The sequence below is a fragment of the Rhodobacter xanthinilyticus genome (genome assembly GCF_001856665.1).
Classification (GTDB): Bacteria; Pseudomonadota; Alphaproteobacteria; order Rhodobacterales; family Rhodobacteraceae; genus Rhodobacter; species Rhodobacter xanthinilyticus.
Window position 1 is genome coordinate 1,055,771 of sequence record NZ_CP017781.1, and the last position, 20,153, is coordinate 1,075,923.

General features: G+C 65.4%; 23 protein-coding genes and 1 pseudogene. 16 read left to right on the plus strand and 8 right to left on the minus strand.

The annotated features are described in order from the left end of the window. The first annotated feature begins 92 nt into the window (after positions 1 to 92). The 5 genes from LPB142_RS05230 to LPB142_RS05250 all read left to right on the plus strand — a co-directional run bounded on the left by LPB142_RS05230 (position 93) and on the right by LPB142_RS05250 (position 4,042). Positions 93 to 971, plus strand: a complete 879-nt coding sequence (locus tag LPB142_RS05230) for a TIGR01459 family HAD-type hydrolase (RefSeq protein ID WP_071165727.1) — start codon at positions 93 to 95, stop codon at positions 969 to 971. A 128-nt stretch (positions 972 to 1,099) separates the two neighbouring features. Next, positions 1,100 to 1,537, plus strand: a complete 438-nt coding sequence (locus LPB142_RS05235; protein WP_071165728.1) for a MaoC family dehydratase — start codon at positions 1,100 to 1,102, stop codon at positions 1,535 to 1,537. A gap of 36 nt (positions 1,538 to 1,573) precedes the next feature. After that, positions 1,574 to 2,497: a bifunctional riboflavin kinase/FAD synthetase gene (locus tag LPB142_RS05240; protein ID WP_071165729.1), complete on the plus strand. Its 924-nt coding sequence runs from the start codon at positions 1,574 to 1,576 to the stop codon at positions 2,495 to 2,497. Between the two features lie 46 nt (positions 2,498 to 2,543). Further along, entirely contained in the window at positions 2,544 to 2,993 is a 450-nt protein-coding gene (locus LPB142_RS05245) for a YcgN family cysteine cluster protein (protein WP_068767594.1), read from the plus strand. Continuing rightward, a complete protein-coding gene (locus LPB142_RS05250) occupies positions 2,990 to 4,042 on the plus strand; it encodes a threonine aldolase family protein (protein ID WP_071165730.1) in 1,053 nt (350 codons plus the stop codon). The genes LPB142_RS05245 and LPB142_RS05250 overlap by 4 nt, the downstream gene beginning before the upstream one ends. On the opposite strand, the gene LPB142_RS05255 is transcribed toward LPB142_RS05250, so the two are convergent. Together LPB142_RS05255 and LPB142_RS05260 are read right to left on the minus strand one after the other, a co-directional pair. Then, positions 4,043 to 4,459, minus strand: a complete 417-nt coding sequence (locus LPB142_RS05255; protein WP_068767592.1) for a hypothetical protein — start codon at positions 4,457 to 4,459, stop codon at positions 4,043 to 4,045. It abuts the gene before it with no gap. 26 nt (positions 4,460 to 4,485) lie between these two features. Next, on the minus strand, positions 4,486 to 5,688 hold the full coding sequence (locus tag LPB142_RS05260; RefSeq protein ID WP_071165731.1) for a pyridoxal phosphate-dependent aminotransferase: 1,203 nt from the start codon (positions 5,686 to 5,688) through the stop codon (positions 4,486 to 4,488). 81 nt (positions 5,689 to 5,769) lie between these two features. On the opposite strand from LPB142_RS05260, the gene LPB142_RS05265 reads away from it, so the two are divergent. From LPB142_RS05265 to LPB142_RS05285, 5 genes are all read left to right on the plus strand, one after another. Then, entirely contained in the window at positions 5,770 to 6,147 is a 378-nt protein-coding gene (locus tag LPB142_RS05265) for a helix-turn-helix domain-containing protein (protein ID WP_071165732.1), read from the plus strand. After that, complete coding sequence (locus LPB142_RS05270; RefSeq protein WP_068767589.1) at positions 6,144 to 6,416, plus strand: FAD assembly factor SdhE; 273 nt, start codon at positions 6,144 to 6,146, stop codon at positions 6,414 to 6,416. Before LPB142_RS05265 ends, LPB142_RS05270 begins: the two co-directional genes overlap by 4 nt. A gap of 125 nt (positions 6,417 to 6,541) precedes the next feature. Continuing rightward, positions 6,542 to 7,051, plus strand: coding sequence for a MarR family winged helix-turn-helix transcriptional regulator (locus tag LPB142_RS05275; RefSeq protein WP_068767588.1), 510 nt, complete (start codon positions 6,542 to 6,544; stop codon positions 7,049 to 7,051). Positions 7,052 to 7,144: 93 nt separating this feature from the next. Next, positions 7,145 to 8,305, plus strand: a complete 1,161-nt coding sequence (locus tag LPB142_RS05280) for a serine hydrolase domain-containing protein (RefSeq protein ID WP_071167135.1) — start codon at positions 7,145 to 7,147, stop codon at positions 8,303 to 8,305. A gap of 79 nt (positions 8,306 to 8,384) precedes the next feature. Continuing rightward, positions 8,385 to 8,768, plus strand: coding sequence for a DUF2237 family protein (locus tag LPB142_RS05285; RefSeq protein ID WP_071165733.1), 384 nt, complete (start codon positions 8,385 to 8,387; stop codon positions 8,766 to 8,768). Here the strand turns inward: LPB142_RS05285 and epmA are convergent. Then, positions 8,765 to 9,811, minus strand: a complete 1,047-nt coding sequence (epmA, locus tag LPB142_RS05290; protein ID WP_071165734.1) for an EF-P lysine aminoacylase EpmA — start codon at positions 9,809 to 9,811, stop codon at positions 8,765 to 8,767. The genes LPB142_RS05285 and epmA overlap by 4 nt on opposite strands. 96 nt (positions 9,812 to 9,907) lie before the next feature. On the opposite strand from epmA, the gene efp reads away from it, so the two are divergent. Further along, positions 9,908 to 10,477, plus strand: a complete 570-nt coding sequence (gene efp / locus LPB142_RS05295) for an elongation factor P (RefSeq protein ID WP_068767584.1) — start codon at positions 9,908 to 9,910, stop codon at positions 10,475 to 10,477. A 209-nt stretch (positions 10,478 to 10,686) separates the two neighbouring features. Here efp and irrA read toward each other — a convergent pair whose 3' ends face one another. Then, complete coding sequence (irrA, locus tag LPB142_RS05300; protein WP_068767631.1) at positions 10,687 to 11,103, minus strand: iron response transcriptional regulator IrrA; 417 nt, start codon at positions 11,101 to 11,103, stop codon at positions 10,687 to 10,689. 151 nt (positions 11,104 to 11,254) lie between these two features. Between irrA and fabA the strand changes: the two genes are divergently transcribed. Genes fabA through LPB142_RS05315 form a run of 3 tightly spaced genes read left to right on the plus strand, consistent with a single transcriptional unit; the run spans position 11,255 to position 13,833 of the window. Beyond that, positions 11,255 to 11,764 (plus strand): bifunctional 3-hydroxydecanoyl-ACP dehydratase/trans-2-decenoyl-ACP isomerase, encoded by a 510-nt coding sequence (gene fabA / locus LPB142_RS05305; protein WP_068767583.1) that lies wholly within the window; start codon positions 11,255 to 11,257, stop codon positions 11,762 to 11,764. A 33-nt stretch (positions 11,765 to 11,797) separates the two neighbouring features. Continuing rightward, entirely contained in the window at positions 11,798 to 13,027 is a 1,230-nt protein-coding gene (fabB, locus tag LPB142_RS05310; protein WP_071165735.1) for a beta-ketoacyl-ACP synthase I, read from the plus strand. A 17-nt stretch (positions 13,028 to 13,044) separates the two neighbouring features. Next, positions 13,045 to 13,833, plus strand: a complete 789-nt coding sequence (locus tag LPB142_RS05315) for an enoyl-ACP reductase FabI (protein WP_071165736.1) — start codon at positions 13,045 to 13,047, stop codon at positions 13,831 to 13,833. Between the two features lie 44 nt (positions 13,834 to 13,877). Here the strand turns inward: LPB142_RS05315 and LPB142_RS05320 are convergent, their stop codons facing one another. Further along, entirely contained in the window at positions 13,878 to 14,471 is a 594-nt protein-coding gene (locus LPB142_RS05320; RefSeq protein ID WP_071165737.1) for a hypothetical protein, read from the minus strand. 59 nt (positions 14,472 to 14,530) lie between these two features. Here LPB142_RS05320 and LPB142_RS05325 point away from each other — a divergent pair, with 59 nt between their 5' ends. Next, positions 14,531 to 15,370: an alpha/beta fold hydrolase gene (locus LPB142_RS05325; protein ID WP_071165738.1), complete on the plus strand. Its 840-nt coding sequence runs from the start codon at positions 14,531 to 14,533 to the stop codon at positions 15,368 to 15,370. A gap of 96 nt (positions 15,371 to 15,466) precedes the next feature. After that, a pseudogene (locus LPB142_RS05335) lies at positions 15,467 to 16,512 on the plus strand (acyltransferase family protein). A gap of 9 nt (positions 16,513 to 16,521) precedes the next feature. On the opposite strand, the gene thyX reads toward LPB142_RS05335, so the two are convergent. The 3 genes from thyX to istA all read right to left on the minus strand — a co-directional run bounded on the left by thyX (position 16,522) and on the right by istA (position 20,011). After that, a complete protein-coding gene (thyX, locus tag LPB142_RS05340; RefSeq protein ID WP_068767576.1) occupies positions 16,522 to 17,436 on the minus strand; it encodes an FAD-dependent thymidylate synthase in 915 nt (304 codons plus the stop codon). Positions 17,437 to 17,762: 326 nt separating this feature from the next. Then, positions 17,763 to 18,527, minus strand: a complete 765-nt coding sequence (gene istB / locus LPB142_RS05345) for an IS21-like element helper ATPase IstB (protein WP_071165181.1) — start codon at positions 18,525 to 18,527, stop codon at positions 17,763 to 17,765. Continuing rightward, positions 18,524 to 20,011: an IS21 family transposase gene (gene istA / locus LPB142_RS05350; RefSeq protein WP_071165182.1), complete on the minus strand. Its 1,488-nt coding sequence runs from the start codon at positions 20,009 to 20,011 to the stop codon at positions 18,524 to 18,526. Before istA ends, istB begins: the two co-directional genes overlap by 4 nt. Positions 20,012 to 20,153: the final 142 nt, after the last annotated feature.

Sequence of the window (20,153 nt, forward strand, 5' to 3'; positions counted from 1 at the left end):
CGTTGAAGGGGCGGGCTTTGCCTTTTTCACATCCCTGTCCTATAGCGGGGGCAGGATCGGCGCGCGACGCGCAGCAGACAAGATGAGGCAGCATGACCCGGATCGTTCAATCTCTGGCCGAAATCTCGGCGCCCTATGACGCGCTCTTTTGCGATCTCTGGGGGTGTCTGCACAATGGCGTGGCGCCCTTCCCGGAGGCGGTGGCGGCGTTGCAGGGGTTCCGCGCGACGGGGGGCAAGGTGGTGCTGCTGACCAATGCGCCGCGCCCGGCGCCCTTCGTGATTGCGACGCTCGAGCGGATGGGGGTGCCGCGCGACGCCTATGATCTCGTGGTCAGTTCGGGCGACGCGGCGCAAGATGCGATGTTTGCCGGCGCAGTCGGGCGCAAGGTCTGGCATCTCGGGCCGGAGAAGGATGCGGGCTTTTTCGAGCAGATCCCGGCCGAATGGCAGGGGCAGGCCGAGATCGAGCGGGTGAGTTTCGAGGAGGCCGAGGGGATCATCTGCACCGGCCCCTTCGACGAGATCAGCGAGGTGCCCGAAGATTATCGCGCGCGCTTCCTGCTCGCCAAGGGGCGCGGGCTGCCGATGCTGTGCGCCAACCCCGATATCGTCGTCGATCTGGGCGAGCGGCGGATCTATTGCGCGGGCGCGCTGGCGGCGCTTTACGAGGAGATGGGGGGCGAGGCGATGTATTTCGGCAAGCCCCATCCGCCGATCTATGACCTCGCGCGGCGCAAGCTCGCGGCGATCGGGGGCGTCGAGGATGGCCGGATTCTGGCGATCGGCGACGGCATCAACACCGATGTCGCGGGCGCCGTGGGCGAGGGGATCGACGCGCTCTTCGTCACCGGCGGGCTTGCGGTGGACCAGTTCGGCGCCGACCCGGAGGCGCCGGAGGCCGAGCTGCTCGCCACCTGGCTGGCCGCGCGTCAACAGGACCCGCTCTTCTCGATCGGCAAGCTGCGCTGAGTCTTCGCGGCGCTGCGCAATATCCTTGCGCGGCGTCGATCTTCATCGAAAATTAATTTCGATTTTATTGCTTTGGTAAGCCCCGCCATGTTATGCCGCAGTGCAACATCCACCTGAGGGCAGGACCGATGACCCAAGATTTCACCCCCGGCACCATCTATCTCGAAGACCTCGAAGTCGGCATGAGCCGCTCGCTCAAGAAGGTCGTCACCGACCGCGATATCGAGATGTTCGCCGAGGTCTCGACCGACCACAACCCCGTGCACCTGAACGACGACTATGCCAATGCGACGATGTTCAAGGGCCGCATCGCGCATGGCATGCTCTCGGCGGGGCTGATTTCGGCGGTGATCGGCGAGCAGCTTCCGGGCCATGGCACGATCTATCTCGGCCAGTCGCTGAAATTCACCGCGCCGGTGCGCCCGGGCGATGAGGTCACCGCGACCGTCACCGTCACCGCGATCGACCCGGCCAAGCGTCGTGTCACCCTTGAAACCCACTGCGCGGTGGGCGATACCGTGGTGATCAAAGGCGAGGCCCAGGTTCTGGCGCCCTCGCGCGGCTAACCACGGACCGGCGCCTCGCGTCGGCGGGGCAAGGGTATGAAGAAGTTCACGCAGTGGCAGGGCCTGCCGGAGACCGCGCGCGGCGCCTCGGTGGCGCTTGGCAATTTCGACGGGCTGCATCTCGGGCATCAGTCGGTGATCGATCTGGCGCGCGGGAAGGGTCCGCTCGGCGTGATCACCTTCGAGCCCCACCCGCGCGAGCTCTTCGCCCCTGACGCGCCGCCGTTTCGGCTGATGAACGCCGAGGCGCGGGCGAACCGTCTGGAAAAACTGGGCGTCGAGCGGCTCTTCGAGCTGCCGTTCGATGCCACCCTCGCCGGGATGGAGGCCGAGACCTTCGCCCGCGAGATCCTCGCCGAGGGGCTCGGCGTCGCCCATGTCGCGGTCGGCGGTGATTTCCGCTTCGGCCGGGGGCGGGCGGGCGATACCGCCGGGCTGATCGAGCTCGGCCGCCGCTACGGCTTCGATGTGACCATCGCGCCGCTCCTGCATCTCGACGGGCTCGAGATTTCCTCCACCGCGATCCGCACCGCGCTCGCCGAGGGCCGCCCGGGCGATGCCGCGGCGATGCTGGGCCATTTGCACCGTATCGAGGGCGAGGTGATCCACGGCGAGAAGCGCGGCCGCGCGCTCGGCTTCCCGACCGCGAACATGTCGCTCGGCGGGCTGCACCTGCCGCGGCTCGGCGTCTATGCGGTCAAGGTCGATGTGCTGACCGGGCCTCAGGCGGGCCATTACCTGGGCGCGGCCAGCCTCGGCGTGCGCCCGATGTTTGGCGAGAATGCCCCCAATCTCGAGACCTATCTCTTTGATTTCCAAGGCGATCTCTACGGTCAGCACCTCTCGGTCGCGCTGGTGGAGTTCCTCCGCCCCGAGCTCAAGTTCGACGGCCTGCCGGGCCTTCTCGAGCAGATGGCGCGCGATTGTGCGCAGGCGCGCGAGATCCTTGCCCGGGCGTGAGCGCGGGCCCCTTTCCCTTCCGCGCGCGATGGAGCACGCTTCCGCCATGACCGACCTGCGCCCCGAATTCTGGACCCTGCCGCTCGCCAAGCTGACCCCCGTCGAATGGGAGGCGCTCTGCGATGGCTGCGGCAAATGCTGCCTGAACAAGCTCGAATATGAGGATACGGGCGAGCTCGAATTCACCCGCGTCGCCTGCCGGCTGCTCGATGGCGAGACCTGCCGCTGCATGTCCTACGAGACGCGCCACACCTACGTCCCCGAATGCGTGCGCCTGACCCCGAAGACGATCCGCAAGATCGCCTATTGGATGCCGGCGAGCTGCGCCTATCGCCTGCGATTCGAGGGTAAGCCCTTGGAAGAGTGGCATTATCTGATCTCGGGTTCGCCCGAGACGATCCATGAGGCGGGCCAGAGCGTGCGCGGCTGGACGGTCTCCGAGGCCGAGGTGCCCGAGGACGATTGGGATCAATACACGATCGAGGATCTGGGATGAACTTTGCCTCCGACAACACCTCCGGCGTCGCGCCGCAGATCCTCGCCGCGCTCGGGCGCGCCAATGCGGGCCATGTGCCCTCCTACGGCGCCGACCCGTTGACCGAGGCCGTCGAGGCCGAGATCCGCACGATCTTCGAGGCGCCCGAGGCGCGCGTTTTCCTCGTCGCGACCGGCACCGCGGCGAACGCGCTCTCCTGCGCGATCCTGACCGACCCTTGGGCCGCGATCTTCTGCCACCGCAACGCCCATATCGAAGAGGATGAATGCGGCGCGCCGGAGTTCTTCACCGGCGGCTCGAAGCTCGTCCTGGTCGACGGCGAACATGCGAAAATGGCGCCCGAGGCGCTGCGCCGCGCGATCGCGCATACCGGGCGCGGGGGCGTCCATAACGTGCAACGCGGCATGGTCTCGATCACCAATGCCACCGAGGCGGGCGCCGTCTACACCCCCGACGAGGTCGCGCAACTCTCGGAAATCGCGCGCGATTTTCATCTGCCGGTGCATATGGACGGGGCGCGCTTCGCCAATGCGCTCGTCGCCTGCGATGCCTCCCCCGCCGAGATGACCTGGCGCGCGGGCGTCGATGTGCTGAGCTTTGGAGGCACGAAAAACGGCTGCATGGGCGTCGAGGCGGTGGTGATCTTCGACCCCGCCCGCGCCGCCGAATTCGAGCTGCGCCGCAAGCGCGCGGGCCATCTCTTCTCGAAACACCGCTTCCTCGCGGCGCAGATGGCGAGCTATCTCGAGGGCGGGCTCTGGCTCAACCTTGCGCGCCACGCCAACGCCATGGCCGCGCGGCTGGCCGAGGGCCTGGCGGCGACGCCCGGCGCCACGCTCGTCCATCCGCCGCAGGCCAATGCCGTCTTCACTGCTTTCCCGCGCGCGGCCCATATCCGCGCCCAGGCCGGCGGCGCGCAGTACTACCTCTGGCCCTTTGACCAATCGCTCGCTGGCCCGCCCGAGGAGCCGCTCGTGGCGCGGCTCGTCTGCTCCTGGGCCACGACCGAGGCCGAGATCGACGCGTTCCTGGCGCTGGTGCGGGGCTGATCAGCCCTCCTCCGGCGCGCCCTTCATCAGCCGCTCGGCCTTCTTGCGCACCAGAACCGAGCGCAGATCATGCATCGCGAGGAGGAGCGCGTCGGTCACCTCGTCGAGCTGGGCGTCGGAGGCCTTGGCCTGCACCCATTGCGTCGTGAGGTTGAGATAATCCACCGCGCGGTGAATATCGTCGATGTCGCGCCGCGCCAGAACCTCCTGGCGGCGCGCCATCCAGCCGTTGATCTCGGCGAGATCGGCCTCGGTCAGCTTGCGCTCGCCCTGGGCCTTGATCTCGCCGTTCTTGATGTTGACGACGGCGATCTGATCCATCTCGATGCGCCGCTGGCGGTTCTCGGTATCGACCCGAAACACCGCCGCGCCGTTCTCGCGGATCCGAAAATAATACTCCGGCAGATCGCCCGCCATCGTCCCCCCAATCGGCCCTTCGGGCCTTATTTCAGCCCTTCGCAGAAGGCCTTGATCCGCGCGCAGGCCTCGGTGAGGGCCGCATCCGAGGTAGCGTAGCTGATGCGGAAATTCGGCGAAAGCCCGAAGGCCGCGCCAAACACCACCGCCACGCCGGTTTCCTCGAGAAGCGCGGTCGCGAAGCTCTCGTCATCGGTGATCTGCGCGCCGCCCGCCGAGGTCTTGCCGAGGCAACCCGCGATCGAGGGGTAGACGTAGAACGCGCCCTCGGGGGTGGGGCAGCTGATCCCCGGGCAGGTGTTGAGCGCCGCCACCACCAGATCGCGCCGCCGCTCGAAGGCGACGCGGCTCTCGGCGATATAGTCCTGCGGCCCGTTCAGCGCCTCGACCGCGGCATATTGCGAGATCGAGCAGGGGTTCGAGGTCGATTGCGACTGCACCTTGCCGATCGCCTTGATCAGCGCCTCGGGCCCGCCCGCATAGCCGATCCGCCAGCCGGTCATCGCATAGGCTTTCGAGACCCCGTTGCAGGTCAGCGTGCGGTCGTAAAGGCCGGGCTCGACCTGCGCGGGGGTGGTGAATTCAAACCCGCCGAACACAAGATGTTCATACATGTCATCCGACATCACCCAGACCTGGGGGTGCCGCATCAGCACATCGGTCAGCGCCTTGAGCTCCTCGCGGCTATAGGCCGCGCCCGAGGGGTTCGAGGGCGAGTTGAAGATGAACCATTTGGTCTTCGGCGTGATCGCGGCCTCGAGCGCCTCGGGGCTGATCTTGTAGCCCGCTTCCATCTCGCCCGTCACGAACACCGGCGTGCCGCCCGCCAGCAGCACCATATCGGGGTAGCTCACCCAATAGGGCGCCGGGATGATCACCTCATCGCCCGGGTTCAGCGTGGCCACCAGCGCATTGTAGAGCACCTGCTTGCCGCCCGAGGCGACGGTGATCTGCGCGGGCGTGTAGCTCAGCCCGTTTTCCCGCGCGAACTTGGCGCAGATCGCCTTTTTCAGCTCCGGGATCCCGTCGACGGCGGTGTATTTCGTCTTGCCCGCCTCGATCGCGGCGATCGCGGCTTGCTTGATATTGTCGGGCGTGTCGAAATCAGGCTCGCCCGCGCCGAGGCCGATCACGTCGCGCCCGGCCTCCTTCAGCTCGCGCGCCTTGTTGGTCACCGCGATCGTGGGCGAGGGCTTCACACGCGCAAGCGTATCGGAAAGGAAAGCCATTTTCGGGAACTCCGGTCTGTCATCTGCCGGAGCCATGTCTTACGCTCCGCCCCGGATGTGATCAAGAGAGAGGAGCGGGGCATGAGCGATTGGTTCGGGGCCGATGAGGCAACCTTCGGCGATCGGCTGACGGGGGCGCGCGAGGCGGCGGGGCTGAGCCAGGAGGAGCTCGCCCAGCGGCTTGGCGTGCGGCTCGAGACGCTGGCGAGCTGGGAGGATGACATGGCCGACCCGCGCGCCAACCGCCTGCAAATGGTCGCGGGCATGCTCAATGTGTCGCTGATGTGGCTCCTGACCGGCGAGGGCGAGGGGCTTGACGGCCCGCCCGAAGCGCGGGAAGAGGCACAGGACGTGCGCGAGACCGTGCGCGAGATCCGGGCGATCCGGACGGTTGTGGAAGAGCTCGACGCGCGGCTGGGCCGGCTCGAGCGGAAATTGGCGGCGGAGGGGCAAGCATGAGCGAGACGCAGGATGCGCGGCTGAAACGGATGCGGATGCGCAGCTGGCGGCGCGGCACCAAGGAGATGGACCTGATCCTCGGGCCCTGGGCGGATGAGAAACTCGCCACGATGGATGCGGCGGCGCTCGAGCTCTATGATTTGCTCCTCGAGGAGAATGATCAGGATCTCTACCCCTGGGTTTCGGGGGCGCAGCCCTGCCCGCCGCAATATCTTGAGCTCCTGACCGAGATTTCGGCCTTCGCCAAGGCCCGCCACGGCCGCGTCTGAGCCGCCCGCACGCGCGGTTTGCGCCGAAATTGTGACGTATTTGCCGGGAATTTTCCTCGCTTAACAAAATTTTGGGGAATTTTCGTCAAAGTCGGTTTCGGGATGCGAGGCTGGCGGAGAACGGAATGACTTTTCAAACCCCTGTGACGGAGCCCGTCAAGGACACGGCCCATCCGGGTCTGATGGCCGGCTATCTGGATACGCTGTCGCTGCTCGAGCGGCTGCATCGGCTGTTGCTCGACGTGATCAAGGATGAATTCGAGCGGCTCGGGATCCTCGAGATCAACCCGGTGCAGGCGCTCTTGCTGTTCAATATCGGCGAGAACGAGGTGACTGCGGGCGAGCTCAAGAGCCGAGGCTATTATCAGGGCTCGAACGTGTCCTATAACCTCAAGAAGCTGGTCGATACCGGCTACATGCATCATCAGCGCTGCGATATCGACCGCCGCTCGGTGCGGGTGCGCCTGACCGACAAGGGCAACCAGATGCGCGCCGCCGTGGCCGAGCTTTTCGAGCGTCACGCGATCGGCATGGAAGGCCGCGGCGTCATCACCTTCGAGGCGATGGACGAGGTGAACCGCACGCTGCGCCGGATGGAGCGCTACTGGACCGACCAGATCCGCTATATCTACTGATCCCTGCCGTCAGGTCAGCCGCGCCCGCTGTGGCGCGGGCTTGCCTGAGGCGGGCGCGCCGTGCTTCTCTGGGTCGAACCGGGGGAGGGGAACATGCGGAAAGTCTTGCGGATCGCTCTGACGGTCCTTGTCGTGCTCATCGGGGTCGCGGGCGCCGCGGCGCTGTGGAAACGCGAGGAGATCACCCGCCTGCTCGCGGTCAATCATCTCTTCGATGCCGATCGGATCGTCGCGAATTTCTCGCATATGGACGGGCTCTTTTTCCATCGCAGCCTCGATCGCGGCACCGGCCCGGTCTCTGCGCTGCCGTCCGGGCCGCCCGAGACGCTCTCTCCCGAGGCCCGCGCCTGGGTTGAGCGGCGCGCGGTCACCGGCCTTGTGATCTTGCGCGAGGGCGCGCTGGTCCATGAAAGCTATTACCACGGCACCGCGCCCGAGGATCTGCGGATCAGCTGGTCGATGGCCAAATCGGTGCTCTCGGCGCTCTTTGGCACGCTCCATGCCGATGGCACGATCCCCGATCTCGACGCCGAGGTGACCGATTTCGCCCCCGCGCTCAAGGGCTCGGCCTATGAGGGCGCCACGATCCGTGATGTGCTCACGATGTCCTCGGGCGTCGCCTTCAACGAGGATTACCTCGATTTCAACAGCGATATCAACCGGATGGGTCGCGTGCTCGCGCTCGGCGGCTCGATGGATGGCTTCGCCGCCTCGCTGAAGACCCGCGATGCCCCGCCCGGCACGCGGATGCATTATGTCTCGATCGACACCCATGTGATCGGCATGGTGATCAAGGGCGCGACCGGGCGCGACCCGGCCGATCTGATGGCGGAGCGGATCATTGCGCCGCTCGGCCTCGAGGCGAGCCCGGTGATGCTCACCGATGGCGAGGGCACAGCCTTCGTGCTCGGCGGGCTCAACCTGCGCACCCGCGATTACGCCCGCATCGGCCAGATGTTCTTGCAAGGCGGTGCCTGGAACGGCCGCCAGATCGTGCCGGCCCCGTGGGTCGCGGCCTCCACCGCGCACCAGGCGCCCGGCGGCGCGGGCTATGGCTACCAATGGTGGGTTCCCAAGGATAACGCCTTGCACGGAAACGATTATCTCGCCCGCGGCATCTATGGCCAATATATCTACGTCAACCCTGCCGCGCGGGCGGTGGTGGCGGTGAACGCGGCCGATCGGCTGTTTCGCGAGGCGGGCGTCGATGACGAGAACCTCGCCATGTTGCGCGCGCTTGCCCATGCGCCGTGACGCCCGCGCCGCTTGACTTCGCGCCCGCGCGCCCCAAACCTTGAGCAAAGCCCAACCCTTGAGAACGGCGGAGGTCGGCATGGAGATGGAGCCCTCGGTGAACCTGCTCGGCGGCCCGCTCGAGCCCTGCTCGATGGCGCCGCGCACCGGCTTCTTCCGCGACGGCCATTGCAACACCTGCTGGGAGGATCGCGGCGCCCATACTGTCTGCGTGATCACCACCGCCGAATTCCTCGCCTTCTCGGCCTATGTCGGCAATGATCTGACCAGCCCGCGGCTCGAGCTCGGCTTCACCGGCCTCAAACCGGGCGATCGCTGGTGCCTGTGCGCGGGCCGCTTCTGGGAGGCCCATGACGCGGGCTGCGCGCCGCCGGTCGTGTTCGAGGCCACGCATCGGCGCACCCTCGAGGTCGTGCCGATGGAGGTCTTGCGCCTTTACCGCGTGCTCTCGCCCTTCGATTAGCGGATCAGCGGGTCGACCGGCGTCCAGATCACATCGTCGATCCGCGGCGCCGAAGTGGCGAGCATCACCAGCCGGTCGAAGCCGAGCGCGATCCCCGAGGCCGCCGGCATGATCGCCAGCGCTGCGAGAAAATCCTCGTCGATCGGGTAGCGCTCGCCATAGATCGCCTGTTTCTCCTCCATCTCGGCCTCGAACCGGCGCCGCTGCTCGACCGGGTTGGTGAGCTCGCCAAAGCCGTTCGCAAGCTCCACCCCGCAGGCGTAAAGCTCGAACCGCTCCGACACCCGCGCGTCATCGGGCGCGGGCCGCGCCAGCGCCGCCTCCGCCGCCGGATAGCGGTCGAGCACCACCGCGCGGCCATGCCCCAGATGCGGCTCGATCTTCTCGACGAGCACCTTCGAGAGCAAAAACGACCAGCTGTCGTCCTCGCGCACCGCGATCCCCGCCGCCCGGCACGCGCCGCGCAGCGCCGCCGCATCGGTCTCGGCGCCCTCGCAACTCGCCAGCAGATCGACGCCGGCGTAATAGTCGAAGGCCTCCGCCACGCTCACCCGCTCGGGCGCGGCAAACGGGTCGCATTCCGCGCCGCGATAGCGCAGAACCTCCGCCCCCGCGCCCTCCGCCGCCAGCCGCAAGAGCGCCGCGCAATCCGCCATCAGCGCGGTATACTCCTCGCCCACCCGATACCATTCGAGCATCGTGAACTCCGGGCTGTGCCGCTGCCCGCGCTCGCGGTTGCGCCAGACATGGGCGAAGGCAAAGATCCGCTCCTCCCCCGCCGCGAGCAGCTTCTTCATCGCAAATTCGGGGCTCGTGTGCAGATACATCGGATGGCCCACGCCATCATTGCCGATCGCGCGGGTCTCGAACCCGTGCAGATGCGCCTCATTGCCCGGGCTGATCTGCAGCGCCGAAGGGTCGACCTCGAGAAACCCCTCCGCCCCGAGCCATCCCCGGATCGCCCCCTGGATACGGTTGCGCGCCAAAAGCGCGGGGCGGCGGTCGGCATGGCGTTCGGGGCTCCACCACGGGGTCTGGCTCATCTGGACAGGCTTTTCGCTGGAAATCTGGTTGCGGATGGTTTAGGCGCTTCGCCATCCGGGCGCCAGAGCCTGCTACACTCATCAAGGACCAGACCCATGGCAAAAGTGATCGCCTCCTCGATCCGCAAGGGCAACGTTATCGACATGGATGGCGTTCTCTACATCGTTCTCACCGCCGAAAACGTCCACCCGGGCAAAGGCAACTCGGTGACCCAGGTCGAGATGCGCCGCATCTCGGACGGCGTGAAGGTCTCGGAGCGCTGGCGCACCGTGGACAGCGTCGAAAAGGCCCATGTCGACGAGAACGAATTCGACTTCCTCTACGAGGATGGCGAAGGCTATCACTTCATGAACCCCGAGACCTATGACCAGATCACCGTCTCCGAAGACGTGGTCGGCGACGCCAAGGTCCACCTGCGCGACGGCATCCGCGTGTGGATGCTGACGCACGAGGGCGTGGCGCTCTCGATCGAACTGCCGCAGAAGGTGACCGTCGAGGTCGAGGAAACCGAGCCGGTCGTCAAGGGCCAGACCGCGTCCTCCTCCTACAAGCCCGCCACCTGCACCGGCGGCATCCGCGTGATGGTGCCCCCCCATATCGGCGTCGGCACCCGGATCATCATCAACACCACCGATAACTCCTACGTCGAACGCGCCAAGGATTGATCCTCGGCCCGAGCGGATTGAAAAAGGCGCCCCACGGGGCGCCTTTTGCGTTGGGGGCGGGGGGATTGCGGTCGCCACTGTCGTCGCCGGCGAACGGATGACCGAGACATACGGTGACGCCGTTCAGAACAGCCCGGGCCTCGAATTTCTCATCGGCGCAAAAGCAAAACGGCCCCGCGCGGGGGCCGTCGCCGAAATCCGCGCGGGTCTCAGACCCTGCGCACCCGGATCACCACATCGACCCGCGTCACCTCGGCGCCCTCGGGGGCGGCGGGCAGGCGGGTGATCTCGAGCTCCTCGGCCGGCGCGTCCGAGATCCGGTTCTCGTCTTCCCACAGGAAATGCGGGTGATCGTCCATCCGCGTGTCGAAATACGACCGCGTGCCGTCCACCGTGATCTCATGCATGATCCCCGCCGCGCAAAAGGCGCGCAGCGTGTTGTAGACCGTGGCAAGCGAGACCTTTTCGCCCGCCTCATGGGCTGCGGCATAAAGCCCCTCGGCGGTCACGTGGCGGTTGTGGCCATCGCCCACCAGCAAGCTCGCCAGCGAAAGCCGCTGGCGCGTGGGGCGCAAACCTCCCTTGGCGAGCCATTCCTGGCCCCTCTCAACTGCGATCGTCGTCATTTTCAGCGTCTCCCGATCCTCCATATATCGCGCACGGCGGGCTTTTTTCAATGGTTTTCGGCCCGTCGCCGGCTTTTGAGCGAAACCGTTGCCCTTGCGTGCGCGCCCGCGCGGGTGCTAGAGGGAAGGCAACGGACAAGGGGGGAAGCCGATGGCAAACTATCCGACGAGCTTCGGCAAGGAAGATCTTCTGAAATGCGCGCGTGGCGAGCTGTTCGGGCCGGGCAATGCCCAGCTTCCGGCGCCGCCGATGCTGATGATGGACCGCATCACCGAGATCTCGGGCGATGGCGGGCTGCATGGCAAGGGCCATGTCGTCGCGGAATTCGACATCACGCCGGATCTGTGGTTCTTCGACTGCCACTTCCCCGGCAACCCGATCATGCCGGGCTGCCTCGGGCTCGACGGGCTGTGGCAGCTCACCGGCTTCAACCTCGGCTGGCGCGGCTGGACGGGGCGGGGCTATGCGCTCGGCGTCGGCGAGGTCAAGCTTACCGGCATGGTGCGCCCCGATCGCAAGATGCTGACCTACAAGGTTGATTTCACCAAGGCCGTGCAGACCCGCCGGCTGACCATGGGCGTCGCCGACGGTATCGTCGAGGCCGATGGCGAGGTGATCTACATGGTCAAGGACATGAAGGTCGCGCTCTCCGAGAGCTGAGCCCGACCCAACCCAACTTCAAGGAGGCCGCCCATGCGCCGCGTCGTCATTACCGGGCTCGGGATCATCTCGCCCATCGGCAACAACGCCGAAGAAGTCACCGCCAGCCTGCGCGCCGGCCGCTCGGGCATCGTCTTCGCGCCCGAATATGCCGAACATGGCTTCCGCAGCCAAGTCAAGGGCCAGCCCCGGATCGTGCTCGAGGACCATATCGACAAGCGCAACCTGCGCTTCATGGGTCCGGGCGCGGCCTATAACTTCCTCGCGATGGAACAGGCGATCGCCGATGCCGGCCTCGCGCCCGAGGATGTGTCGAACCCGCGCACCGGCCTCGTGATGGGCTCGGGCGGCCCCTCGACCTCGAACCTCTTCGAGGCGCACAAGATCGTCGTCGAGAAAGGCGCGCCCAAGCGCATGGGGCCGTTCATGGTCACCCGCTGCATGTCCTCGACGAACTCGGCCTGCCTCGCCACGCCCTTCAAGATCAAGGGCGTGAACTATTCGATCACCTCGGCCTGCTCGACCTCGGCGCATTGCATCGGCAACGGCGCCGAGCTGATCCAGATGGGCAAGCAGGACATCGTCTTCGCCGGCGGCGGCGAAGAGCTCGACTGGACGCTCTCGTGCCTCTTCGACGCGATGGGCGCGATGAGCTCGAAATACAATGACGCTCCGGAAACCGCGTCGCGCCCCTTCGATGCGACCCGCGACGGCTTCGTCATCGCCGGCGGCGGCGGCGTGGTGGTGCTCGAAGAGCTCGAACATGCGCTCGCCCGCGGCGCCAAGATCTATGCCGAGCTGACCGGCTACGGCGCGACCTCGGACGGCAATGACATGGTCGCCCCCTCGGGCGAGGGCGGCGAGCGCTCGATGCGCCTCGCCATCGGCACCCTGCCGGAAGGCCGCAAGATCAACTACATCAACGCGCATGGCACCTCGACGCCGGCCGGCGATGTCACCGAAATGGACGCGATCCGCCGGATCTTCGGCGAGGGCGCGGTGCCGCCGGTGACCTCGACGAAATCGCTCACCGGCCACTCGCTCGGCGCGACCGGGGTGCATGAGGCGATCTATTCGCTCCTGATGATGCAGGGCGGGTTCATCGCGGCCTCGGCCAATGTGCGCGAGCTCGACCCGGCGATCCGCCCCGGCGAGATCGTCACCGAGCTGCGCGAAGGCGTCGAGTTCGACTCGATCCTCTCCAACAGCTTCGGCTTCGGCGGCACCAATGCCTCGCTCGTCATGAGCAAGTATAACGGCTGATTGTTCAAGGAAATCAAATGGCTGATCTGATGAAGGGCAAGCGCGGGCTGGTCATGGGCGTGGCCAATGAGCGCTCGATCGCCTGGGGTATCGCCAAGGCGCTCGCCGAAGAGGGCGCCGAGCTCGCCTTCACCTACCAGGGCGAAGCCTTCGGCAAGCGTGTCGAGCCGCTCGCCGCCTCGCTCGGCTCCTCGATCCTCGTCGATGTCGATGTGAACGACGACGCCTCGATGGATGCGGCCTTCGCGGTGCTGAAAGACACCTGGGGCACGCTCGATTTCGTGGTCCATGCGATCGCCTATTCCGACAAGAATGAGCTCGCCGGGCGCTTCATCCACACCTCGCGCGAGAACTTCAAGAACTCGCTCGCGATCTCCTGCTACAGCTTCATCGACGTGGCCCGCCGCGCCGCCGACCTCATGCCCGCGGGCGGCTCGCTGATCACGCTGACCTATGGCGGCTCGAACCGGGTGACGCCGTTTTACAACGTGATGGGCGTGGCGAAAGCGGCGCTGGAAAGCTCGGTGCGCTATCTCGCCAACGATCTCGGGCCGCAGGGCATCCGCGTCAACGCGATCTCGCCCGGCCCGATGAAGACCCTCGCCGGCGCCGCGATCGGCGGGGCGCGCAAGACCTTCCGCCATACCGAGGCCAACAGCCCGCTGCGCCAGAACGCCACCCTCGAGGCCGTCGGCGGCACCGCGGTCTGGCTCTGCTCGGATTACGGCGCCTGCACGACGGGCGATGTCGTCATGGTCGATTGCGGCTATCACGTGCTCGGCATGCCGCAGCCCGGCAATATCTGATGTCTTGTGAAATCAACGAGATAGGGCGCCCTCGGGCGCCCTTTTCAATCGCGCTCGATCTTGCGCAGCTCGGCCCGCAGCCGCGCGGAATTGGCCTGAAACCCCTCCGCATCGCCGAAATCGCAAAAATCGCCGTAATGCGCATGGGGGCCCTTCACCCGGCGCGCGTGCTTGATCGGGCACCAGAATTTCTCCGTCCGCCCGGCGACCTCGCGCGCGAAGGAAATCACCCCGTTGCCATAGCCGCAATAGACGCAGTTGAGCTTCTGCAAGCCGTTCAGATAGGCCAGCATATGCCGGTCGATCACCACATGATCGGCGCGTTTGACCTTCTGGATCCCGTAGATCGGGAAGCAGATCGCCTGATAGGCGGAGACGAAAACGTCGAGCAAAAACAACGGGATGACCATAGAGTAGATGATCGGCGCGGTGAGCACGACCAAGAACCGCGTGCGCCGCAGGAAGAGCCACAGGTTGACCCGCGCGCGCCGATGGGCCTCGCGCACGCCCTCCTCGAAGACCACCCGCCCGCGCTCGACATGATAGCGCATCACCGCGCGCCGCGCGGCCCATTCGGTCTCGATCTGCTCCTCGAGCTCGGCCAGGCGCGCCTGTAGTTTTTCCAGCGTGTCGGACATGACGCTCTCCCTCTTTGTCGTTAAGGTAGCGAGAAGCGCGTCAGAGCCAAGGGGAGAAAATGTCGAAGATCCAGTATTTTACCGCCGATGACGGGGCGAAGATCGGCTATCGCGACGCAGGCAACGGGCCGGTGGTTCTGGCGCTGGCGGGGCTCACGCGGACCGGCGAGGATTTCGACTATATCGCCCCCCATCTCGAAAATTATCGTTTGATCCGAATGGATTACCGGGGCCGGGGGGCGAGCGATTGGACCGGTGCTGCGAGCTATACCGTGCCGCGCGAGGCGGCCGATGCGGTGCAGCTTCTCGATCATCTGGGCGTGGCGCGGGCGGCGATTCTGGGCACCTCGCGGGGCGGGCTGATCGGGATGGTGCTGGCCGCAACGGCGCGGGAGCGGGTCGCGGGGCTTTGTCTGAACGATGTGGGGCCGGTGCTTGAGAAGGCGGGACTCGTGCGGATTTTCGATTATGTCGGGCGTAACCCCGCGGCGAAAACGCTGGCCGAGCTGGCCGAGAAGCTGCCCCGCGCGATGCCGGGCTTTGCCCATGTGCCCGCAAGCCGTTGGGCCGAAGAGGTGGCGCACCACTATATCGAGACCGATGAGGGGGTCAAAATCAACTATGACCCGGCGCTGCGCGAGAGCTTTCTCGCGGCGTTTTCGGGCGAGGAGGTGCCAACGGCCTGGCCGCTTTTTGACGCCTGCGCAGGCCTGCCGCTCGCGCTGATCCGGGGGGCGAATTCGGATCTCCTCTCGGCCAAGGCCGCCGCCGAGATGCGCGCCCGCCGCCCCGACATGACCTTCGCCGAAGTGCCCGACCGGGCGCATGTGCCGTTTCTCGACGAGCCGGAGGCGGCGGGGGCGGTGTTAAAATGGCTTAATTTGGCAAGGGCAGATTAAGCGGGGTTTATTTGGGGCTTGGCGCGCAGTCTTGCGGACGGCTTTTTATGCGTGCACGACTGATCGCGCATAGTTCCCCATTGCGGAGCAGATACCATGACCACGCTTACGTCCCGCGATCTGTCTCTGGATATTGCACGCGGCTTGGGGATTGTTCTCGTGGTGTTCGGTCATGCGCTGCGTGGCTTGGTCAGCGCGGGCTTTGTCGACGATAGTGGCTGGAGCGTGCCCGTCGACTACCTGATCTACACCTTTCACATGCCCCTCTTTTTCGTCATATCAGGCCTGCTTTTTAGTCCCTCGGTCCAGGGGCAGCGGGCGCCGCTTGGCGCGTTCGTGACGAAAATCCTCGTGCTGCTTGCTTGGCCCTATTTGCTGTGGTCGCTGCTGCAGGGGGGGGGCAAATCGCGCTGGCGCGGGGCGACGCGGTGAACGGAAACCTGAGTGTTTCTGACCTTTTCCAGATCTACTGGAAACCCTTTGGGCAGTTCTGGTTTCTCTACGCCATGTTCTTTGCACAGCTGATCAGCTTCCTGGTCTGGCGGCGGGTGCGTCCGTTGCTGCTCGTGTTTGTGGGGCTTCTGACTTTCCTTGGGGCGTTCTACGCGCTTCCGAAAACGATCATGCTGGTGAGTTATGGGCTCTTCTATTTCTTCGTCGGGATGATGGCCCGCGAGATGAAACTGCTTGAGCACCTCGGGAGGACATGGCCGTCGGTCGTCGGTTTGTTGCTCGCGGGCGCCTTGGGCGCGGTGTTCTGTTATGTGGCTGGTGTGCCGAGTTACCTTCCGATTCCGGCCGCGCTGTTCATGGTTCCGGCGGTTCTCGCATTGAGCATCAGGCTGGGTCACGCGCTGGCAGGAGGGCGGTCGGTCGCGCTGCTCGTGACGATCGGACAATGCTCGATGGGCATCTTCATCTTGCATATCCTCGTCATCGGGGCCGTAAGGCTGGCGATGACAAAGTTTCTCAAGGTCAGCGATCCTGCAGTTCTGTTGACGGTGCTCACGCTCTCCGCGACGCTCATTCCCGTCGCGGTTCAGCTCGTCGCGGTGCGGCTCGGTATCGACAAACTCGTCGGCCTGCCTTCCTCGGTCAAGCGTGGCCGAGGTGTTTTGCGCAAGGATGTTGTGGCGGGGTGAGGCCTCGCCTCACCCCCAAACCCCCTCAAACTCCCGCCATTCGCCCTTCGACATGCCCGAGCTTTCCTGCGTCACGGTTTCGCCGGCGAGGCGGCGTTTGAGCACTTCGACCGCCTTGCCCGAGAGAGTGACGCCGCCGAGGCGATAATCCTCGAAGGCGCCATAGGCCGCGGGCACCCAATCCTTGACGATCCGGCACATGGTCTCGGCATAGACGCGGATCTCGTATTGCGCGTGGCTATCGGCGCGCAGGCGCAGGAAATGGAACAGATTGTGGAGGTCGATCTTCCAATACCACTGGGTATAGATATTCGCGGGCAGGTTCATCCGCGCAAGCTCGCGCGCGAGGCCGAGTTTGCCGGCGCTTTCGTCGGGGCTGAGCATATCCTCGTAATGGTCATAGGCGCGCATCGCGTCTTCGCGCAAGAGATCGAGCACGCGCGCTGCCTCGGCGCCTTCGAGAACCTGGCCGCGGCCCTGGTTGTTCACCGTCGATTGCGCGGCGAGCGCCTCGGGGGCGGGGATGTAGAATTCGCGGTCGAGGATCGAATAGCGCGCGGAATATTCGTTCACATTCGCCGTGCGGTGGCGGATCCATTGCCGGGCGACGAAGACCGGCAGTTTGACGTGGAACTTGACCTCGCACATTTCAAAAGGTGTCGAATGCCAGTGCCGCATCAGATAGCGGATCAGCCCGCTGTCATCGGAAACCGCTTTCGTGCCGCGCCCGTAGCTCACCCGCGCCGCCTGGCAGATCGCCGCATCATCGCCCATGTAATCGATCACCCGCACGAGGCCGTGGTCGAGCACCGGATGGGCGGTGTAGAGATGCGCCTCCATCCCCGGGGCGGTGGCGCGCAGCGTTTGCGTGGTTTGGGCGCGCTGGGCCGCGATCTCGGCTTGCTGTTCGGGGGTGAGCGGCATGGTGTCCTCCGTGGTGACTCGCCCCGTTATAGCGAAAAGATCGCGCGGCGGAACCGTCGGCGCGGGGCTGAGGCGAATTCGCGCGGGCGTGATCTGGCGTGATTGTTTCCGCAGGCGAAATTGACTTTGCGGGCGGAGTTGGGCAGGGTGGGGGACGAGGCTGTCAACGGCGGAGTAAAATTGGGCCACGGGGCGGCGCAAAATTGGGCCACTTTGGGTTTGCGCGAGACGCGGCTGATGGGCGGCGGCCAGTCAGCCGCGCTCTCCATATAGCTTGCGGGTGACTGGCCGCCTTGGACCGTCAGGTCCAAGTCTGATACTTTGGATCAGGTGTTGTCGCCGGTCTTGCGCGCGCGACTTTGCGCGAGGCGATAGCTTTCGCCGTTCATCTCGAGGATGTTGACGTGGTGGGTCAACCGGTCGAGGAGCGCGCCGGTCAGCCGCTCGGTGCCGAAGGTCTCGGTCCATTCATCGAAGGGCAGATTGCTGGTGATCAGCGTGGCACCGCGCTCGTAGCGCTGGGAGATCATCTCAAAAAGCAGCTCGGCGCCGGTCTTTGACAGGGGCACGAACCCGAGCTCGTCGATGATCAGCAGCTTGACGGCAGCCATCTGCTTCTGGACGCGCAGCAGCCGACGTTCGTCTCGCGCCTCCATCAGCTCGTTGACCAGCGCGGCGGCGGTGGTGAAGCTGACAGACATGCCCTTCTGGCAGGCCGCCAACCCGAGGCCCAAGGCAATGTGGGTCTTGCCGGTTCCGCTGGGGCCAAGGGCGATCACGTTCTCACGCCGTTCGATCCATTCGCAGCGCGCCAGTTCCAGCACCTGCATCTTGTTCAGCTTCGGGATCGCCTTGAAGTCGAAGCTGTCGAGGCTTTTGGTGGCCGGGAACTTCGCAGCCTTGATGCGGCGCTCGACCATCCGCCGCTCGCGGTCAATGAGTTCCAGTTCAACGAGGCGCGACAGGAATTGGACATGGTCCAACCCTTCGGCGGCGCATTGGCGCGCAACCTTCTCGTGTTCCCGCAGGAAGGTGGGCAGCTTCAGCGTCTTCAGATGGTGGGCAAGCAGGATCTTCGGAGCCTCGCTCATTCCGCCGCCTCCGACATCAAGGCCATGTAGCTGGCCGCACGCGTCGTCTCGACGTTCGCCCGCGGCAGGTAGGGGTAGACATCGAGATCAAGCCTTGGGGGGCGCTTCTCGACCTGGCAAAGCACGAGGTGCTTCACGGCGTCAAAGCCGACCGCGCCCAGCTTCAGGGCCTTCTTCACGGCGGCATGCAGGTCATCCATGCCAAAGGTCTCAAGCAGCCGCAGCACCTGCACATACTCGCGGCGCCCCATCTTGAGCATGCGCGCCTCCATCAGGCGGCGCAAAGTCTGGAACTCTTCGGGCAGGTCCCATTCCGCCAGAGGCGCAGCCTGGTCCAAGGCATTGATCTTGCGCTCGATCAGCGGGAGGTAGTGAACCGGGTCGAAGATCATGTCCTCGCGATCGTAACAGCGCGGGTGTCGGGCGATCACCTCCCCGCGACAGCCGATCACGACCTCATCGACATAGCCGCGGATCCAGACATCCTGATGGCCATAGGCGACCGGGACCGAGTAATCGTTGGTGTCATAGCGCACGAGCGACTGCGAGCTGACCCTGCCGCTCGCTTGGTCGCAGGCGTCGAACGGGGCAGTAGGCAATGGGCGCATCGCCGCCAGATCGCGCTGCAGCCTCTCGCCGATCGTCTCCTTGTGACCCCGAAGAATGCGCGTGAGGCGTGCGCAGCACTGCCCTTCAAGGTCGGCGTTGAAGGCGTCCCAACTGGCAAAGTGGGGGATCGGCACCATGTGGTTGCGGCGGGCGTAGCCGACCATCCCCTCGACAGCGCCCTTGTCGTTCCCCTTCCCGGGCCGACCATAGCGATCCCGAAACAGGTAATGCGACTGCAAGCCGCTGAACAGCGTGGCGCGGATGCGCGTGCCATCTGGCTGGATCTTCGAGACCAGGCAGCGGTCGTTATCGTAGAGCACCGACTGCGGCACCCCGCCGAAGAAGGCAAAGGCGCGGACATGCCCGTCTATCCAGGCCTCCGCCGTCGCCGCCGGATAGGCCCGGACGAAATAGGCATCGCTGTGCGGCAGGTCGATGACAAAGAAATGCGCCTTCTGCTCGACACCGGCGATGACGACGACCGCTTCGCCAAAATCGGCCTGAGCATGGCCCGGCGGATGGGCCAGTGGCACGAACATCTCCCGTGTCCGCCGCTCACGCTCACGCACGTAATCCTTGACGATCGTATAGCCGCCGGTGAAGCCATGCTCGGCCTGAAGCCGTTCCCATATCCGCTTGGCCGTATGACGCTGCTTGCGATGCACCGCCTTGTCGGCTTCAAGCCAGGCGTCAATGAACTCGGTGAACCCGTCCAGCTTCGGCCGCCTGATCGGCTTGTCCCGCCGGTAGCCAGGCGGCACCGAGAAGGCCAACATCTTCTCAACCGTCCCGCGCGAAATGTTGAAATGCTTCGCCGCCGCCCGCGCGCTCATGCCCTCGGCACACGCCAAGCGAACCTTCTTGTAAAGTTCCACGGTATAAATCTCCCCACCCTCCCTGCTGCCGCAAGAAGGGAAAAGTGGCAGGATTTTACTCCGCCCGCAGCGAGACGATCCCGCCGCTACCGTGGCCTAATTTTGCACCGCCGTTTCCACGAGGCTGGGACCAGTGAAAGAA

Coding starts and splice junctions, on each gene's coding strand:
- LPB142_RS05230 (WP_071165727.1), top strand. CDS start 93: ATGACCCGGATCGTTCAATCTCTGGCCGAAATCTCGGCGCCCTATGAC.
- LPB142_RS05235 (WP_071165728.1), top strand. CDS start 1,100: ATGACCCAAGATTTCACCCCCGGCACCATCTATCTCGAAGACCTCGAA.
- LPB142_RS05240 (WP_071165729.1), top strand. CDS start 1,574: ATGAAGAAGTTCACGCAGTGGCAGGGCCTGCCGGAGACCGCGCGCGGC.
- LPB142_RS05245 (WP_068767594.1), top strand. CDS start 2,544: ATGACCGACCTGCGCCCCGAATTCTGGACCCTGCCGCTCGCCAAGCTG.
- LPB142_RS05250 (WP_071165730.1), top strand. CDS start 2,990: ATGAACTTTGCCTCCGACAACACCTCCGGCGTCGCGCCGCAGATCCTC.
- LPB142_RS05255 (WP_068767592.1), bottom strand. CDS start 4,459: ATGGCGGGCGATCTGCCGGAGTATTATTTTCGGATCCGCGAGAACGGC.
- LPB142_RS05260 (WP_071165731.1), bottom strand. CDS start 5,688: ATGGCTTTCCTTTCCGATACGCTTGCGCGTGTGAAGCCCTCGCCCACG.
- LPB142_RS05265 (WP_071165732.1), top strand. CDS start 5,770: ATGAGCGATTGGTTCGGGGCCGATGAGGCAACCTTCGGCGATCGGCTG.
- LPB142_RS05270 (WP_068767589.1), top strand. CDS start 6,144: ATGAGCGAGACGCAGGATGCGCGGCTGAAACGGATGCGGATGCGCAGC.
- LPB142_RS05275 (WP_068767588.1), top strand. CDS start 6,542: ATGACTTTTCAAACCCCTGTGACGGAGCCCGTCAAGGACACGGCCCAT.
- LPB142_RS05280 (WP_071167135.1), top strand. CDS start 7,145: ATGCGGAAAGTCTTGCGGATCGCTCTGACGGTCCTTGTCGTGCTCATC.
- LPB142_RS05285 (WP_071165733.1), top strand. CDS start 8,385: ATGGAGATGGAGCCCTCGGTGAACCTGCTCGGCGGCCCGCTCGAGCCC.
- epmA (WP_071165734.1), bottom strand. CDS start 9,811: ATGAGCCAGACCCCGTGGTGGAGCCCCGAACGCCATGCCGACCGCCGC.
- efp (WP_068767584.1), top strand. CDS start 9,908: ATGGCAAAAGTGATCGCCTCCTCGATCCGCAAGGGCAACGTTATCGAC.
- irrA (WP_068767631.1), bottom strand. CDS start 11,103: ATGACGACGATCGCAGTTGAGAGGGGCCAGGAATGGCTCGCCAAGGGA.
- fabA (WP_068767583.1), top strand. CDS start 11,255: ATGGCAAACTATCCGACGAGCTTCGGCAAGGAAGATCTTCTGAAATGC.
- fabB (WP_071165735.1), top strand. CDS start 11,798: ATGCGCCGCGTCGTCATTACCGGGCTCGGGATCATCTCGCCCATCGGC.
- LPB142_RS05315 (WP_071165736.1), top strand. CDS start 13,045: ATGGCTGATCTGATGAAGGGCAAGCGCGGGCTGGTCATGGGCGTGGCC.
- LPB142_RS05320 (WP_071165737.1), bottom strand. CDS start 14,471: ATGTCCGACACGCTGGAAAAACTACAGGCGCGCCTGGCCGAGCTCGAG.
- LPB142_RS05325 (WP_071165738.1), top strand. CDS start 14,531: ATGTCGAAGATCCAGTATTTTACCGCCGATGACGGGGCGAAGATCGGC.
- thyX (WP_068767576.1), bottom strand. CDS start 17,436: ATGCCGCTCACCCCCGAACAGCAAGCCGAGATCGCGGCCCAGCGCGCC.
- istB (WP_071165181.1), bottom strand. CDS start 18,527: ATGAGCGAGGCTCCGAAGATCCTGCTTGCCCACCATCTGAAGACGCTG.